Annotated in this window: 13 protein-coding genes; 3 read left to right on the forward strand and 10 right to left on the reverse strand. The window is 68.6% G+C overall.

The annotated features are described in order from the left end of the window. The first annotated feature begins 11 nt into the window (after positions 1-11). Positions 12-1,388, forward strand: a complete 1,377-nt coding sequence (locus tag QM569_RS10885) for an MATE family efflux transporter (protein ID WP_414987250.1) — start codon at positions 12-14, stop codon at positions 1,386-1,388. Here the strand turns inward: QM569_RS10885 and phoR are convergent. The 7 genes from phoR to pstS form a co-directional block, all read right to left on the reverse strand. Then, positions 1,360-2,673 (reverse strand): phosphate regulon sensor histidine kinase PhoR, encoded by a 1,314-nt coding sequence (gene phoR / locus QM569_RS10890; RefSeq protein ID WP_414987251.1) that lies wholly within the window; start codon positions 2,671-2,673, stop codon positions 1,360-1,362. The two genes, QM569_RS10885 and phoR, sit on opposite strands and share 29 nt — an antisense overlap. A gap of 110 nt (positions 2,674-2,783) precedes the next feature. Further along, positions 2,784-3,485: a phosphate regulon transcriptional regulator PhoB gene (gene phoB, locus QM569_RS10895; protein WP_414987252.1), complete on the reverse strand. Its 702-nt coding sequence runs from the start codon at positions 3,483-3,485 to the stop codon at positions 2,784-2,786. An 82-nt stretch (positions 3,486-3,567) separates the two neighbouring features. Then, positions 3,568-4,269, reverse strand: coding sequence for a phosphate signaling complex protein PhoU (gene phoU, locus QM569_RS10900; protein WP_414987253.1), 702 nt, complete (start codon positions 4,267-4,269; stop codon positions 3,568-3,570). 18 nt (positions 4,270-4,287) lie between these two features. After that, entirely contained in the window at positions 4,288-5,058 is a 771-nt protein-coding gene (pstB, locus tag QM569_RS10905; protein WP_414987254.1) for a phosphate ABC transporter ATP-binding protein PstB, read from the reverse strand. Positions 5,059-5,060: 2 nt separating this feature from the next. Continuing rightward, on the reverse strand, positions 5,061-5,915 hold the full coding sequence (gene pstA, locus QM569_RS10910) for a phosphate ABC transporter permease PstA (RefSeq protein ID WP_414987255.1): 855 nt from the start codon (positions 5,913-5,915) through the stop codon (positions 5,061-5,063). 271 nt (positions 5,916-6,186) lie between these two features. Further along, positions 6,187-7,176 (reverse strand): phosphate ABC transporter permease subunit PstC, encoded by a 990-nt coding sequence (gene pstC / locus QM569_RS10915; protein WP_414987256.1) that lies wholly within the window; start codon positions 7,174-7,176, stop codon positions 6,187-6,189. Positions 7,177-7,234: 58 nt separating this feature from the next. Beyond that, positions 7,235-8,260 carry a phosphate ABC transporter substrate-binding protein PstS gene (gene pstS / locus QM569_RS10920; RefSeq protein WP_414987257.1) on the reverse strand — a complete coding sequence of 342 codons (1,026 nt, stop codon included), beginning with the start codon at positions 8,258-8,260 and terminating at the stop codon, positions 7,235-7,237. A gap of 201 nt (positions 8,261-8,461) precedes the next feature. On the opposite strand from pstS, the gene QM569_RS10925 reads away from it, so the two are divergent. Then, positions 8,462-9,940: an exopolyphosphatase gene (locus QM569_RS10925; RefSeq protein WP_414987258.1), complete on the forward strand. Its 1,479-nt coding sequence runs from the start codon at positions 8,462-8,464 to the stop codon at positions 9,938-9,940. Positions 9,941-10,062: 122 nt separating this feature from the next. Here the strand turns inward: QM569_RS10925 and ppk1 are convergent, their stop codons facing one another. Continuing rightward, positions 10,063-12,144 (reverse strand): polyphosphate kinase 1, encoded by a 2,082-nt coding sequence (ppk1, locus tag QM569_RS10930; protein WP_414987259.1) that lies wholly within the window; start codon positions 12,142-12,144, stop codon positions 10,063-10,065. Positions 12,145-12,382: 238 nt separating this feature from the next. Between ppk1 and QM569_RS10935 the strand changes: the two genes are divergently transcribed. After that, a complete protein-coding gene (locus QM569_RS10935; RefSeq protein WP_414987260.1) occupies positions 12,383-14,608 on the forward strand; it encodes an EAL and GGDEF domain-containing protein in 2,226 nt (741 codons plus the stop codon). A 146-nt stretch (positions 14,609-14,754) separates the two neighbouring features. On the opposite strand, the gene glmM is transcribed toward QM569_RS10935, so the two are convergent. After that, entirely contained in the window at positions 14,755-16,092 is a 1,338-nt protein-coding gene (glmM, locus tag QM569_RS10940) for a phosphoglucosamine mutase (protein WP_414987261.1), read from the reverse strand. Then, positions 16,089-16,946, reverse strand: a complete 858-nt coding sequence (gene folP / locus QM569_RS10945; protein ID WP_414987262.1) for a dihydropteroate synthase — start codon at positions 16,944-16,946, stop codon at positions 16,089-16,091. The genes glmM and folP overlap by 4 nt, the downstream gene beginning before the upstream one ends. Positions 16,947-16,962 lie beyond the last annotated feature (16 nt).

Raw genomic sequence — 16,962 nt, forward strand, 5'->3', positions numbered from 1 at the left:
AGGTGAGCGTCTTGCCTGAACCCGCTTTGCGTCAGTCGTCGTCCGAGCTGTCCATCATCTCCCGGCATGCGCTCACCGTGCTGGCCGGACAGCTCGCGGTCATGGCCTTCGGCGTGGCGGACACCATCGTCGCCGGTCGCCACGGCGAAGCCTCGCTGGCGGCGCTGTCGGTGGGCTCGGCCATCTTCATCAGCGTCTATGTGGCGCTCATGGGCATGCTGCAGGCACTGCTGCCCGTGTGGGCCGAGCAGCGCGGCGCCGGGCAGCCGCAGGCCATCGGCCGCTCGGTGCGGCAGGCGCTGTACCTGTGCGGCGCGGCGTCCGTGCTGGGCGTGGCCGTGCTGCTGTCGCCCGGCCCGCTGCTGCGCTGGACCGAGGTGCCGCCAGAGCTGCGCACCGAGGTCGAGGCTTACCTGGCGGTGCTGGCCCTGGCGCTGCCGCCCGCTCTGTTCTTTCGCATCTACAGCACGCTGAACCAGGCGCTGGGGCGGCCCCAGCTGGTGACCTGGCTGCAGGTGGGCGCGCTGTTCATCAAGCTGCCGCTGTCGGTGTGGTTCACCTTCGGCGGAGCGGGCCTGCCCGCGCAGGGCGTGGTGGGCTGCGCCTGGGCCACGCTGGTGGTCAACGTGAGCATGCTGGCGCTGGCGTTCTGGCTGCTGCGCACGCAAAGCCTGTACATCCCCCTACGCCTGTGGCGGCGCATGGAAGCACCGCACTGGCCCACCATCGCGGGCTTTGCGCGGCTGGGCGTGCCGGCCGGGCTGGCGGTGATGGTCGAGGTGACCTCGTTCACGCTGATGGCGCTGTTCGTCGCGCGCCAGGGCGCCACGGCGTCGGCGGCGCACCAGATCGCGTCCACCATGGCCGCCGTGCTGTACATGGTGCCGCTGTCGCTCGCCATTGCCACCAGCGCCCGCGCCAGCTACTGGCTGGGCGCCGGAGATACCGCGCGCGCCCGTGCGGTGGTTTATATGGGTTTCAGGGCCGCAGCGCTTATGGGAATTGCACTGGCAGCTATTTTATTCATAGCAAAAGAGCCGATTGCCCGCGTGTACACCACGCAGGCTGGCGTGGCGGCCATGGCGGGGTCCGTGCTGGCCTGGGTGGCGGCCTACCACCTGGCCGATGCGCTGCAGACGCTGTGCGTGTTCGTGCTGCGCTGCTACCGCATCACGATCGCGCCGCTGCTGGTGTACTGCACGCTGCTGTGGGGTGCGGGCCTGGGCGGGGGCTATGTGCTGGCCTACCGTGGCATCGGCCCCTGGCCCGCCATACCAGCGCCCACCACGTTCTGGGCAGCCAGCGCGGCGGCACTTTCCGTTACCGCCCTGCTGTTCACGGCCCTGCTCTGGCGCGCCGTCAACGCAGCCGGTTCGCCGGAAAGGTGACCGAGAACACCGAGCCCTTGCCCAGGGTGCTGGCGATGTCCAGCGTGGCGCCGTGCCGTTGCAGCACGTGCTTGACGATGGCCAGGCCCAGGCCCGTGCCGCCGGTCTCGCGCGAGCGGCTGCGGTCCACGCGGTAAAAGCGTTCGGTGAGGCGCGGGATGTGCTCGGGCGCGACGCCGGGGCCGGTGTCGCGCACCGAGAACACGGCGCGGCCGTCCTCCTCGCGCTGCCATTCCACCGTGATGGAGCCGCCTGCGGGCGTGTAGCGCACGGCGTTGCTGATGAGGTTGGACAGGGCGCTTTGCAGCTCGGCGGGCGCGCCCGCGATGTCGCCGCACAGGTCATCGGCCTCAGGGAAATGCAGGGCCTGCGGGCGCTGCGGGTGGACAAGGGCCGACAGCGCGCGCGCCTCCTCCGCGCAGCGCTGCAGCAGCGACTGCACCGGCGTCCATTCGGCCATTCCCGGCGGCGGGCTGCCTTCCAGGCGCGAGAGCGTGAGCAGGTCCTGCACCACGCTCTGCATGCGCTGCGCCTGCTGCGACATCAGGCCCAGGTAGCGGCCGCGCTCGTCGGCGTCCAGCGGCAGGGTTTGCAGGGTTTCGACGAAGCCGGTGAGCACGGTGAGCGGCGTGCGGATCTCGTGCGACACGTTGGCGACGAAGTCGCGGCGCATGGCCTCGGCCTGCTCCAGCGCCGTCACGTCGCGCGACAAAAGCAGCGTGCGCCCATCGCCGTACGGGTGCAGGTGAACGGAGATGCGCACGGGGCGCGAAGGCGTGCTCTGGCGGCCCTCCAGCACCACCCCGTGGCGCGCGTCCTGCGCGGCGAGGTAGGCGGTGAAATCGGGGTCGCGCACCAGGTTGCCGATGGATTGCAGCATGTCACGCCCGGCGTCGAAGCCAAAGTGGCTGGCCGCCACTTGGTTGCACCACTCGATGCGGCTTTGCGCGTCCAGCAGCACCACGCCATTGGGCGTGGCTTGCAGGGCGGCCAATATGTCTTGCAGGCGGTCTTCGCTGCCTTGCACCAGGGCCGCCTGCTTGCGCAGGAGCCGCCGGGCGCGGTCCGCCGCCTCGCCCCACACGCCGCGCACCGCGGGCGCATGGGCCAGGTCGCCCGTGCGCAGCCAGCGCAGCACGCGGGCGCTGCGCAGCAGGTCGCCCACGAACCAGGCCCACGCGGCCAGCGCCGCGCCCAGCGCCGCGCCCCAGGGGCCGCCGCGCCACCAGCCCAGGGCACCGCCCGCCAGTTGAAACACCAGAAAGAAAACGATGCGCAGGAACATGGTTGCTATTTATTCAGTAGCTGCTTGCGCCTTCCAATGCTTGTTTTCAATATGAAAACCATTGGAAAACAATGATGGAAAGGCGCAGGCAGCTATCTTTTTAATAGTTCCTATGGCTGCACACTGGCCTGTGCGGTGAGGCGGTAGCCCGCGCCGCGCACGGTCTCCACCATCGGGCTGGCCGCGCCCAGGGCCTCGCGCAGGCGCTTGACGTGTACGTCCACCGTGCGCTCCTCGATGAAGACGTGGTCGCCCCACACCTTGTCGAGCAGCTGCGAGCGGCTGTGTACGCGCTCGGCGTGCTTCATCAGGTAGTGCAGCAGCTTGAACTCGGTGGGGCCGACCTTGAGCGGCTGGCCCTGGAAGCTCACGCGGTAGGTGGCGGCGTCGAGCGTCAGGCCGCCAATGGCCACGCTGTCGTTCACCTGCTCGGGCGCGCGGCGGCGCAGCACGGCGCGGATGCGGGCCAGCAGTTCCTGCGTGGAGAAAGGCTTGGTGATGTAGTCGTCCGCGCCCGCGTCCAGGCCCGCCACCTTGTCCGGCTCGTCGCCACGCGCCGTCAGCATGAGAATGGGCACGGGCTTGGTGCGGGCGTCGGCGCGCCACTTGCGGGCCAGTTGCAGCCCGCTCTGCCCGGGCAGCATCCAGTCGAGCAGGATCACGTCGGGCAGCTCGGCATGAAGCTCGCGCTGGGCGGCGTCGCCGTCTTCGGCCCAGATGGGCGCAAAGCCGTTGTGGCGCAGGTTGACGGCGATCAGCTCGGCAATGGCGGGTTCGTCCTCGACGATGAGGACGCGGGGGAGTTTTCTCATCGCCGGGCCGCCCCAAGATGAGAAAGCGGCCCCCTCGGGGGGCAGCGACCCGCGTAGCGGTGGAGCGTGGGGGCCATGTTTTTCATAGAACAGTCGATTCGATTTCGTCCAACGCGGTGTGGCGAACGTCCTTGCCCTTGACCAGGTAGATGATGAGTTCGGCCACGTTCTTGGAGTGGTCGCCGATGCGCTCGATGGCCTTGGCCAGGAACAAGAGGTCCAGGCTGGGCGAGATGGTGCGTGGGTCTTCCATCATGTAGGTGATGAGCTTGCGCACGAAGCCGTCGAACTCCTTGTCGATGAGGTCGTCCTCCTTGAGGATGGCGACCGCCGCCTTCACGTCCAGCCGCGCGAAGGCATCCAGCGTCTTGCGCAGCAGGCCCGAGGCCAGGTCGGCGGCCACGCGCAGGTCGCTGGACGGCAGCGAGCGCGGCGCGCCGCTCTCGATGATGGAGCGCACCATGCGCGCCATCTTGTTGGCCTCGTCGCCCATGCGCTCCAGGTTGGCCGTGGCCTTGCTGAAGGCCAGCAGCAGGCGCAAATCGCGCGCAGTGGGCTGGCGGCGGGCGATGATGGACGACAGCTCGGAGTCGATCTCGACCTCCATCGCGTTGATGCGCGACTCCATCTGCGCCACCGTGTCCACGGCCTCCAGGCTGAACTGCGACAGGGCATAGACGGCCTGGCGAATCTGCGATTCGACCAGGCCGCCCAATTCCATGACGCGGGCGGAGACGCTGTTGAGTTCACTGTCGAACTGCGAAGAAAGGTGTTTGTCGGGCATGTGCATTCCCCCCTTTTATCAGCCGAAACGGCCCGTGATGTAGTCCTCGGTCTCCTTGCGCTCGGGCTTGAAGAAGATCTGCTCGGTGGCGCCGAACTCGATCATCTCGCCCAGGTACATGTAGGCCGTGTAGTCGCTGCAACGCGCCGCCTGCTGCATGTTGTGCGTGACGATGGCGATGGTGTAGTCGTGCTTGAGCTCGTCGATCAGCTCCTCGATCTTGGCGGTGGACAGCGGGTCGAGCGCCGACGTGGGCTCGTCCAGCAGCAGCACCGAGGGCTTGACCGCCACGCTGCGCGCGATGCACAGGCGCTGCTGCTGGCCGCCGGAGAGCGACAGGCCGCTCTGGTGCAGCTTGTCCTTCACTTCCGTCCACAGCGCGGCCTTGGACAGGGCCCATTCCACGCGATCGTCCATCTCGCTCTTGCTCAAGGACTCGTACAGCTTCACGCCGAAGGCGATGTTGTCGTAGATGGACATGGGGAACGGCGTGGGCTTCTGGAACACCATGCCGATGCGCGCGCGCAGCAGGTTGATGTCCTGCTTGGGGTCGAGGATGTCCTGGCCGTAGAAGTGGATGGAGCCCTCGGCACGCTGGCCGGGGTACAGGCTGTACATGCGGTTCAGCGTGCGCAGCAGCGTGGACTTGCCGCAGCCCGAGGGCCCAATGAAGGCCGTGACCTTGTGCTCGGCAATGTTCAGGCTGACGTTGCGCAGGCCCTGGAACTTGCCGTAGTAGAAGTTCAGGTTGCGCAGCTCCAGCGCGTTTTGTTGGGCAGTTGTGTTCATGATCAGACGCGGTTCTTCTCGCGCAGGAAGACCCGCGCCACGATGTTGAGGATCAGCACCGACAGGGTGATGAGCAGCGCCCCGCCCCAGGCCAGGCGCACCCAGTTCTCATACGGACTCAACGCGAACTGGAAGATCACCACCGGCAAATTGGCCATGGGCGCGTTCATGTTGGTGCTGAAGAACTGGTTGTTCAGCGCGGTGAACAGCAGGGGCGCCGTCTCGCCGCTGATGCGGGCCACGGCCAGCAGCAGGCCGGTCATCACGCCGCTGCGCGCGGCGCGCAGCGTGACCATGAGCGACACCTTCCAGCGCGGCGCACCCAGGGCCAGGGCCGCTTCGCGCAGGCTGCCGGGCACCAGGCGCAGCATGTTCTCGGTCGTGCGCACCACCACGGGCACGGCGATCAGCGACAGCGCCAGGCTGCCCGCCCAGCCCGAGAAGTTGCCCACCGTGGCGACGGCGATGGCATAGACGAACAGACCCAGCACGATGGACGGCGCGGACAGCATCACGTCGGTGACGAAGCGCGTCAGCTCGGCCACCTTCGATTGGCCGCTGTACTCGGCCAGGTAGATGCCGGCCAGGATGCCGATGGGCGTGGAGAACAGCACCGTGAAGCCCACCATCAGCAGGCTGCCCACGATGGCATTGGCAAGCCCGCCGCCCTCCGACCCCGGCGCGGGCGTGGACTGGGTGAACAGGTTCCAGTCCAGCGCGGCAAAGCCGTTGGACAGCAGCACGAACAAAATCCAGAGCAGCACGAACAGGCCCAGCGCCATGGCGCCCATCGACAGGGTCAGGCCGACGGTGTTGGAGCGCTGGCGCTTCTTGTACAAGTCTTGGTTGAATTGCATGGGTGGGAGCGTGTTATGCACTTTTACATGCCCACGAAAGCCGGGGAAAGGCCCGGCAACTAGGCGCAGGACGCGCCGCGGTATGGATACCGAAAGCGGCCTGCAACGACGTGGCCGGGCCTTTCCCCGGCTTTCCCGAAGGGTTGGGTCCAAAGGCCAGCGCTCGCGGCGTTGCAGTACTTGCCAAGGCCCCGGCCTTGGCGGCGTCCTGCGCCTTGCGATCACTGGCCTTTGGACCCAACGTGGGTACGTAAAAGTGCATGACACGCTCCTACAGCCCCTTGGCCTTCTCGGCGCGCAGCAGCATGATCTTGGCCGCCGACAGCACCACGAAGGTGATGACGAACAGCAGAAAGCCCAGGGCGAACAGCGTGGACAGGTGGAAGTCCGCCGCCTCGCCGAATTCGTTCGCCAGGGTGGACGCGATGGACGTGCCGGGGGAGAACAGCGACGTGGGCATGCGGTTGGCGTTGCCGATGACGAAGGTGACCGCCATGGTCTCGCCCAAGGCGCGGCCCAGGCCCAGCATCACGCCGCCGATCACACCCTTTTGCGTGTAGGGCAGCACCACGCGGCGCACCACTTCCCAGGTCGTGCAGCCCAGGCCGTAGGCGGATTCGCGCAGGATGGGCGGCACGATCTCGAACACGTCGCGCATCACGGCGGCCACGAAGGGCAGCACCATGAACGCGAGCACGATGCCCGCCGCCAGAATGCCGAAACCGTTGGTGCTGCCGCCGAACAGAAAGCCCACCAGCGGCATGCCGCCCAGCAGCTTCTGCACCGGCATTTGAAAATAGTCCGCGAACAGCGGCGCAAACACGAACAGGCCGAACATGCCGTAGATGATGGACGGCACGGCCGCCAGCAGCTCCACGGCCGTGCCCAGCGGGCGGCGCAGCCACACGGGGCAGGTTTCGGTCAGGAACAGCGCGATGCCGAAGGCCAGCGGCACGGCAATCAGCAGCGCGATGCCCGCGCTGGCCAGCGTGCCGACGATGGCGATGGCGGCGCCGAATTCTTCGTTGACCGTGTCCCACTCGACGCGCCAGATGAACTGCACACCGAACTTCTGGAACGCGGGCCACGCATAGATGAACAGCGACGCGATGATGCCCAGCAGCACCGCCAGCACCAGCAGCGACAGGCTTTGCGTCAGGCGGTGGAAGATGATGTCCTGGATGCGCTGGCGCCGGGCAATCGACACCATGGATGCGGTGGGTGCGTCCGTCCGCTGAACGGACGCGGGGTTGGAATGCATGGGGGCTCCCGCGCTGCTCATAGAAGCCTCCATTGTCGTCGTCGCGCCGGGCACGGGCTTACTTCTTGATCTGCGACCAGACCTTGGCGCGGATCTCGGCGGTCAGGCTGTCGGGCAGGGGCACGTAGTCCAACTCGGCGGCCATGGCCTTGCCGTTCTTGAAGGCCCAGTCGAAGAACTTCAGCACCTCGGCGGACTGCGCCTTGTCGGCGGGGTCCTTGTACATCAGGATGAACGACGCCGTGCTGATGGGCCAGCTCTCCGCGCCCTTGGCGTTGACCATGGAGATGCCCATGCCCGGCACGCTGAACCAGTCCGCGCCCGCAGCGGCGGCGGCAAAGGTCTTGTCGTCGGGGCTGACGTACTTGCCGTCGGCGTTCTGCAACTGCAGGAAGGTCATGTTGTTCTTCTTCACGTAGGCGTACTCCACGTAGCCCACGGCGCCCTTCACGCGCGTCACGTTGGCGGCCACGCCTTCGTTGCCCTTGCCGCCCACGGACGACTGCGCGGGCCACTTGACCGAGGCGTTCTTGCCCACGGTGTCCGCCCATTCCTTGCTCACGGCGGACAGGTAGTCGGTGAAGTTGAAGGTGGTGCCCGAGCCGTCGGCGCGGTGTACCACAGTGATGGCCTGGTCGGGCAGCGCCTTGCCGGGGTTCAGGGCGGCCAGCTTGAGGTCGTTCCACTTGGCGATCTTGCCCAGGTAGATGTCGGCCAGCACGGGGCCGGTCACACGCAGTTCGCCGGGTTTGAAGCCTTCCAGGTTCACCACGGGCACCGTGCCGCCGATGATGGCGGGGAACTGCACCAGGCCGTCCTTGTCCAGGTCGGCGGCGCCCATGGGCGCGTCCGACGCGCCGAACGCCACGGTCTTGGCGCGGATCTGGCGGATGCCGCCGGACGAGCCGATGGACTGGTAGTTCAGACCCGTGCCGGTTTCCTTCTTGTAGGCTTCGGCCCACTTGACGTACATGGGATAGGGGAACGAGGCGCCAGCGCCGGTAATGTCTGCGGCGAAGGCGCTGCCAGCGGCCACGGTGGCCAGGACGGCGGCTGCGACGGTCTTGAGGAATGTGCGTTTCATGGTGTGCCTTTTGACTCGGTGTTGACAGGGATAGGCTGGACTCTAGGGGCCGAAAATGACAACTCGGTGACACAAACCCCGGGCTGCAAAAAATGTCACAGGGCGCTTTGCCTTGAAAACGTCACGAATCCGTCACCCACCCGGCACAAACTCCGCCCCTCGGCCCCGGCTACGATGCCGGGGCACTCTCAGAAAACAACCATGCAGAACGGCACACGCCTCGCCGCTGTGGACCTGGGCTCCAACAGCTTCCGCCTTGAAATCGGGCGCTACGAATTCGGCCACATCCAGCGGGTGGAATACCTCAAGGAAACCGTGCGCCAGGGCAACGGCCTGGACGAAGACCGCAACCTGACGCGCGAGGCCATGGAGCGCGGCTGGGCGTGCCTGGCGCGCTTTGGCGAGCGCTTGGCGGGGTTTCCGCGCGCCCAGGTGCGGGCGGTGGCCACGCAGACGCTGCGCGAGGCCCGCAACCGCGACGAGTTCCTCGCGCGCGGCAGCGAGGTGCTGGGCTACCCGATCGACGTGGTGTCCGGCCCCGAGGAGGCGCGGCTCATCTACCAGGGCGTGGCGCGCCTGCTGCCCCAGTCGGACGAGCGGCGGCTGGTGGTGGACATCGGCGGGCGCTCCACCGAACTCATCCTGGGCCAGCAGTTCAGCGCGCAGGCCGTGGCGTCGTTCCGCGTGGGCAGCGTGGCGTGGTCGCAGCGCTACTTTCCGCACGGCGAATTCACGGCCCAGGCCTTCCTGGCCGCCGAGATAGCGGCCAAGGCGGTGCTGGACGAGGCGCTGGAGACCTTCCGCCCCGACGCCTGGGAGGTGGCCTACGGCTCATCCGGCACTGCGGGCGCCGTGGGCGACATACTGGCCCTGGCGGGCGGCCCGCAGGGCCTGATCACCCGCGCGGGCCTGGACTGGCTGCACGAGCGCCTGCTGCGCGCCCAGAGCGCCGAGCGCCTGCGCATGGACGGCCTCAAGGAAGACCGCCGCCCCGTCATCGGCGGCGGCGTGAGCGTGCTGCGCGCCGTGTTCGACCTGCTGGAGATCGACCAGATGCAGGTGGCCCAGGGCGCCCTGCGCCAGGGCGCGCTGTACGACCTGCTGGATCGCGAGCAGCCCGGCACCGACCTGCGCACCGCCACCGTCAACGGCCTCATGCGGCGCTTCGACGTGGACAAGGCCCAGGCCGAGCGCGTGGCCCACACCGCCTGCGCCCTGTTCGCGCAGGCCGCGCCCACGGGCAGCGAGCGCGCGGCGCGCAAGCTGGACTGGGCGGCGCGCCTGCACGAGATCGGCTGCCGCATATCGCACAGCGACTACCACCGCCACGGCGCCTACATCCTGGACAACACCGACGCCGCAGGCTTTGCCTTGCCCGAGCTGCACCACCTGGGCCTGCTGGTGCTGGGCCAGCGCGGCAAGGTGCGCAAGCTCGAAGCCGACCTGCAGGACCCCGTGACCGCGCTGCAACTGCTGTGCCTGCGCCTGGCCGTGGCCCTGTGCCACGCCCGCCGCGACCCGGACACCACGGGCCTGACGCTGCGCCGCGCGGGGCCGCGCTTTCAGCTCGCGGCCCGCCCCGGCTGGGCTGCGGCCTACCCGCAGTCGGCGCACCTGCTGCGCGAGGAAGCGCTGGCCTGGCAGAAGACGCCGTGGGAGCTGGCTGTCGAACTGACCTGAATTCATAGCCAAATCGGCCTCCAGCGCTTATCCATCAAGCGCTTGCAGCTATTTTTTTTATAGCATTCAGAGCGCTGTGGGCGACTGCTCGGCTGCGGCGTGGCGCCACGGGATGAGGCCCCTCATGCAGTCCCCGGCTCCGGCGGCCCGTAGCGGCGCATGAGCGCGTCCTGCGCGCCGTGGCCGTCGATGGGGTGCGGCGCGCGGTCGTAGCAGCCCTGGGCGTTCAGCGTCCAGGCGTCGCGGTCGTCGTGCAGGTAGGCCACCAGGCATTCGTCCACGATCTGCTGGCGCAGCGCGGGGTCGGTCACGGGCCAGGCCAGCTCCACGCGGCGCATCATGTTGCGGTTCATCCAGTCGGCGCTGGACAAATACAAGTCCTCGTCCTGCCCGGCGCGGAAGTAGAACACCCGCGTGTGCTCCAGAAACCGGCCGATGACCGAGCGCACGCGGATGTTGTCCGTCACGCCCGGCACCTGGGCCGCGAGCATGCAGGCGCCGCGCACGATGAGGTCGATGCGCGCGCCGCGCTGGCCCGCCAGGATCAGCGCGCGCATCAGGGCCTCGTCGGTCAGCGCGTTCATCTTGGCGACGATGCGGGCGTCCTCACCCCGGCTGGCGGCCTGGCCCGCCTGCTCGATCTTCTCCAGCATGCGCCGGTGCAGGTGAAAGGGCGCGAGCAGCAGCCGGCGCAGGCGCGGCGGGCGGTTCTGGCTGGCGAGGTGGTTGAACACGCCGTCCATGTCGGCCGTCACGTCCTCGTCGGCCGTGAGGTAGCTCAGGTCGGTGTAGAGCCTGGCAGTGCGCACGTTGTAGTTGCCGGTGGACAGGTGACCGTAGCGCCTGAGCCGCCGCCCCTCGCGGCGCGTGACGAGCAGCATCTTGGCGTGCGTCTTCAGGCCCACCACGCCATAGACCACCTGCACGCCGATGGCTTCGAGCGTCTCGGCCCAGTTGATGTTGGCTTCTTCGTCGAAGCGCGCCTTCAGCTCCACCACGGCCATCACCTCCTTGCCCCGGCGCACGGCCTCGGTCAGCAGGTGCATGAGTTCGGAGTCGGAGCCGGTGCGGTAGATGGTCTGCTTGATGAACACCACGTCCGGGTCGTTGACGGCCTCGCGCAGAAAGGCCAGCACGCCGTCGAAGCTCTCGAAGGGCTGGTGGATCAGCACGTCGCGCTGGCGCAGCTGCTCCATCACGGAGACGCCCGGTTTCAACTGGCGCGGCCAGGCCGAGCGCCAGGGCGGGAACAGCAGCTGGGGGTCGTTCACCAGGTCCACCAGCTGCGTCAGGCGCACCAGGTTGACCGGTCCCTGCACGCGGTACAGGGCGGCGGCGGGCAGCGCGAACTGGGCGAGCAGAAAGTCCGACAGGAACTGCGAGCAGCCGGACGACACCTCCAGCCGCACGGCCTGGCCGTAGTGGCGGTGCTGCAGGCCCTGGCGCAGGGCGGTGCGCAGGTTGCGCACGTCTTCCTCGTCCAGGGCCAGGTCGGAGTGGCGCGTAACGCGGAACTGCGAGAACTCGGTCACCTCGCGCCCCGGGAACAGCTCGTGCAGGTGCGCGCGGATGATGCTGGACAGGCTGACGAACAGCAGCGACGCGCGCGCCCCCCGCCGCGCAGGCATGCGCACCAGCCGGGGCAATGCACGCGACACCTTGACGATGGCGATCTCGTTCTCGCGCCCGAAGGCGTCCCGGCCCTTCAGGCGCACGATGAAATTCAGCGACTTGTTCGCCACCTGCGGGAAGGGGTGCGCCGGGTCCAGCCCCACGGGGATGAGCAGCGGTCGCACTTCGCGCACGAAGTAGTCGCGCACCCAGCGCCGCTGCTCGGGCGAGCGCTCGCCGTGCCCCAGGATGCGGATGCCGTGGCGGGCAAAGGCAGGCACCAGGGCGTCGTTGTACAGCGCATACTGGCGGTCCACCAGCGCGTGTACCTGGGCGGCCATGGCCTCGAAGGTCGTGGTGGAGTAGCGCCCCTGGGTCTCGCCCTTTTGCGCGGCGGTGATGTGGGGCGCGGCGCGCACCTCGAAGAACTCGTCCAGGTTGGACGAGACGATGCACAGGTAGCGCAGCCGCTCCAGCAAGGGCACGTCGTCGCGCACCGCCCAGTCCAGCACGCGCTCGTTGAACGCCAGGATGCTGTGGTCGCGGTCCAGGAACACCGGCGCGGCGGCACCGTCGGGGTGGAGGGCAGGCATGGGTGCGCAGGCGCGGCGAATGCAGAAGGCGCCAGTATGTGGCGTGCGGATGACAGATTCGTGACGGTCGTGACGCCCCGTCAGCGCCCCAGGCCCTTCGGGAAGCCCCGGGTCCATGGCGAGCCAGCGGGGAGTCCGCGCACCTGGGGCAAACCCTTGGCTTCTCGGTATCCGATGCCAATACAATTGGATACTTTTGTAACACAGGCCGTCAGGCCGTCCGTCTGAGTCGGTCTTCATGTCAGCGCCACGCAACGCTCCAGCATTGCAGTTCCCTGGGGCCGTCTCCGATCCGCCCCTGCAACGCGCCCTGCGCGAACAGCAAATCCTGCTCGACAGCGCCGGGGTGGGTATCGTCTTCCTGCGCCAGCGCAGCGTGGTGCGCTGCAACCAGCGGTATGCCGAGGTCTTTGGCTACGCCTGCCCGGAGCAGCTGGTGGGGATGGGCACCGAAACTTTCTATCCCGACAAGCAGGCGTTCCAGGCCCTCGCGCGCAGCGCCTACCCTGTCCTCACCCAGGGGCTATCGTTCCGCGCGGAGTGCCTGTTGTCCCGGCGCGACGGAACGCCGTTCTGGGGCAGCCTCACGGGGCGGCTGATCAACCCGCTGGACACCCGCGAAGGCTCGATCTGGATCGTGGACGACATCGACGAGCAAAGGCGCTCCCAGGCCGCGCTCAGCGCGGCCGAGCATGAAAAGCAGCTGCTGTTCGACAACGCCATGGTGGGCATCGTGTTCCTGCGCGACGGGCGCCTGACCCGCTGCAACCACCATTTCGAGGAGATGCTGGGCTACCAGCCCGGCGAGCTGATCGGCAGCCCGTCGCGCCGCTGGCACGCCAGCGACGAGGCCTGGGACGAGGTGAGCCACCGCATCCACCCGCAACTGGCCCAGGGCCACTCGCACGAGGGCGAGGTCGAGCTGCGCCGCAAGGACGGCACGACGGTGGCCTGCGAGGTGCGCAGCAAGCTCATCAACCCGACCGACCCAGCCCAGGGCTCGATCTGGATCACCATGGACATCACCGAGCGCAAGGAGGCCCAGGCCGTGCTCGCCCGCGCCCACGAGAGCCTGGAGCAGCAGGTGCAGGACCGCACCCGCGAGCTGCGCAAGACGGTGGACGACCTGCACCGCGAAATCAGCGAACGCAAGGCCGACCAGGAGCGCATCTACTGGCTGGCCCACTACGACGCCCTCACCGGCCTGCCCAACCGCACCCTGCTGTCCGAACGCGCGCGGCAGGCCATCCGCGCGGCGCAGGCAGGCGGCACGCCGCTGGCGCTGATCTTCCTGGACCTGGACCACTTCAAGCACGTGAACGACTCGCTGGGCCACCGCGTGGGCGACGCGCTGCTGGTCGCCATCGCCCAGCGGCTGCGCGCCGTGGTGCGCGACAGGGACACGGTGTCCCGCCTGGGCGGCGACGAGTTCATCCTGCTGCTGCCCGGCGCCGACGCACGCGGCGCCGCCCGCGTGGCGGCCAAGCTGCAGGAGGCGTCGCGCCAGCCCTGCCAGATCGACCACCACGAGCTGACCATGGCGCCGTCCATGGGCATCGCGCTGTTCCCGCAGGACGGGGTGGACTTCGACACGCTGACCCGCGCCGCCGACGTGGCCATGTACCGCGCCAAGCAGGACGGCCGCAACACCTTCAGGTTCTTCACGCCCGAGATGCAGGCCCAGTCCGCGCGCGCCCTGCAGTTGGAGAACGCCCTGCGCCGCGCGCTGGAGCGCAGCCAGTTCCAGCTGCACTACCAGCCGCAGATGAGCCTGACCACCGGCGTCGTGCGCAGCGTGGAAGCGCTGCTGCGCTGGCAGCACCCGCAGCTCGGCGGCGTGCCGCCGGCCGAGTTCATCCCCATCGCCGAGGACAGCGGCCAGATCCTGCAGATCGGCGAATGGGTGCTGCGCACGGCACTGGCGCAGCTCAAGGCCTGGCGCGCCAGCGGATTTCCGCACCTGACGATGGCCGTCAACCTGTCGGCCATCCAGTTCCGCCAGCCCCAGTTGCCGGAACTCGTGAGCCGCATGCTGGCCGAGTTCGGCCTGCCGCCCGAGGCGCTGGAGCTGGAGCTGACCGAGGGCGTGGCCGTGGACGACCCGCACACGGCCGCGGCCACCATGGACCGCTTGCACGCGCGCGGGGTGCGCCTGTCCATGGACGACTTCGGCACCGGCTATTCATCGCTGAGCCAGCTCAAGCGCTTTCAGATCTTCAAGCTCAAGATCGACCAGTCGTTCGTGCGCGACCTGGGCGACGACAGCAACGACCGCGCCATCGTCAGCGCCATCATCCGCATGGCGCAGGCCCTGGGCATGCGCACCACGGCCGAGGGGGTGGAGACGGAAGACCAGCTCGCCTTCTTGCGCGCACAGGGCTGCGACGAGGCCCAGGGCTACCACTTCAGCATGCCGCGCTGCGCCACGGAGATCGAAGCCTTCATGCGCCAACAGGTGCATTGAAGTGAGATAACACCCCCCTGAGGCGCTTCGCGGCCTGCGCCTGGGGCGCGCCAGTTTCATGCGCCGTGGGGCCTGGGATTTTTCAAGCAAAAATAGCCGCCAGCGATTATCCAGCAAGCGCGAGCAGCTATCTATTCAATAGCAAATCATCCACCGGCGCGGGCCGCGTCGGCCAGGCGCTGCGCGCAGGCGCTGGCCTGCTGGGCGTCGCGCGCCTCGACCATCACGCGCAGCAGCGGCTCGGTGCCGCTGGCGCGGATGAGCACGCGGCCCGATGCGCCCAACTCTTGCTCGACAGCGCGCGTGGCGTCGGCCAGCACACGGTTGGCCTTCCAGTCCAGGCCCGGGGCCAGGCGCACGTTCAGCAGCACCTGCGGGAACAGCGTGACGCCCGCCAGCAGCTGCGCCAGCGTCTGCCCGCTGCGCACGCAGGCTTGCAGCACCTGCAGCGCGCTCACCAGGCCGTCGCCCGTGGTGTGGCGGTCCAGCGCCAGCAGGTGGCCCGAGCCCTCGCCGCCCAGCACCCAGCCGTGGCGGGACAGCTCTTCCAGCACGTAGCGGTCGCCCACCTTGGCGCGCACGAACTTCACGCCGCGATCCCGCAGCGCCACTTCGACGGCCATGTTGGTCATCAGCGTGCCGACCACGCCAGGCACGTGCTCGTCGCGGCCCAGGCGGTCGGCGGCCATCAGGTACAGCAGCTCGTCGCCGTTGTACAGGCGACCCGTGGCGTCCACCATCTGCAGGCGGTCGGCGTCGCCGTCCAGGGCGATGCCAAAGTCCGCACGGTTGGCCTTCACGGCGCGCGCCAGCGCGTCGGGGTGCGTGGCACCCACGTCGCGGTTGATGTTGAGGCCGTCGGGCGCGCAGCCGATGGAAATCACCTCGGCCCCCAGCTCGTGGAACACCTTGGGCGCCACCTGGTAGGCCGCGCCATGGGCGGCGTCCACCACGATCTTCAGGCCGCGCAGGGTGAGGTCCTGCGCGAAGGTGCTCTTGCAGAACTCGATGTAGCGGCCCGCCGCGTCGTCCAGGCGCCGGGCCTTGCCCAGGCTGGCCGAGTCGGCCCACACGGGCGGCTCGTTCAGCGCGGCTTCCACGGCCTGCTCCCAGGCGTCGGGCAGCTTGGTGCCCTGGGCGCTGAAGAACTTGATGCCGTTGTCGGGGTACGGGTTGTGGCTGGCGCTGATGACCACGCCCAGGCTGGCGCGCTGCGCGCGGGTCAGGTAGGCAACGCCCGGCGTGGGCAGGGGCCCCAGCAGCACCACATCGACACCGGCGGAGTTGAAGCCGGATTCGAGCGCGCTCTCCAGCATGTAGCCCGAGATGCGCGTGTCCTTGCCGATGAGCACCGTGGGGCGCTCCTCGGTGCGGCGCAGCACGCGGCCCACGGCGTGGGCCAGGCGCAGCACGAAGTCGGGCGTGATGGGCGGCTGGCCCACGGTGCCGCGGATGCCGTCGGTGCCGAAGTATTGGCGGGTCATGGGTGGGGTTCTCCTGGTTGTTGTGGTGGCGTGTTGTTCATGGCGTTCCAGACGGCCAGCGCCGCCACCGTCTCGCGCACGTCGTGTACGCGCACGATGCGCGCGCCGCGCTCCACGGCCAGCACGACGGCGGCCACGCTGGGGGCCAGGCGGTCATCCACCGCCAGCCCCGTGACTGCGCCCAGCGACGACTTGCGCGACCAGCCCGCCAGCAACGGGTAGCCCGGCGCCAGCAGCTCGCGCTGCCGCGCCAGCAGCGCGAAGTTCTGCTGCACCGTCTTGCCGAAGCCGATGCCGGGGTCGATGGCAATACGATCCTTTTCGACCCCCAGCGCTTGCAGGGATTGGGCAGATAGCTCTAAAAATGATAGCGCCTGTGGCACGGCATCGCCCTGCATGGGCGCGGCCTGCATGGTCTCTGGGTCGCCGTGCATGTGCATCAGGCACACGCCGCAGCAGGGGTGCGCAGCCACGGCCTGCGCGGCGCCGGGCTGGCGCAGCGCCCACACGTCGTTGACGATGTCGGCACCCAGGTCGAGCGCGGCGCGCATGACCTCGCTCTTGTAGGTGTCCACGGACACCGGCACGCCCAGGCCCACCGCGCCGCGCAGCACGGGCAGCACGCGGGCCAGTTCTTCGTCGAGCGGCACGGGCGGGCTGCCGGGGCGCGTGGATTCGCCGCCGATGTCCAGGATGTCGGCGCCGTCCTTCAGCAGCTGCTCGCAGTGCCGCAGCGCGGCGGATGCGCTGGCGTGGCGCCCGCCGTCGGAAAACGAGTCGGGCGTGGCGTTGACGATGCCCATGACCTGCGGGCGCGCCAGGTCGAGGCGGTAGCGGGCGGTCTGCCAGAACATGCGGGGGTTATTGACG

Source organism: Acidovorax sp., assembly GCF_047607405.1.
Lineage (GTDB): Bacteria > Pseudomonadota > Gammaproteobacteria > Burkholderiales > Burkholderiaceae_C > Acidovorax.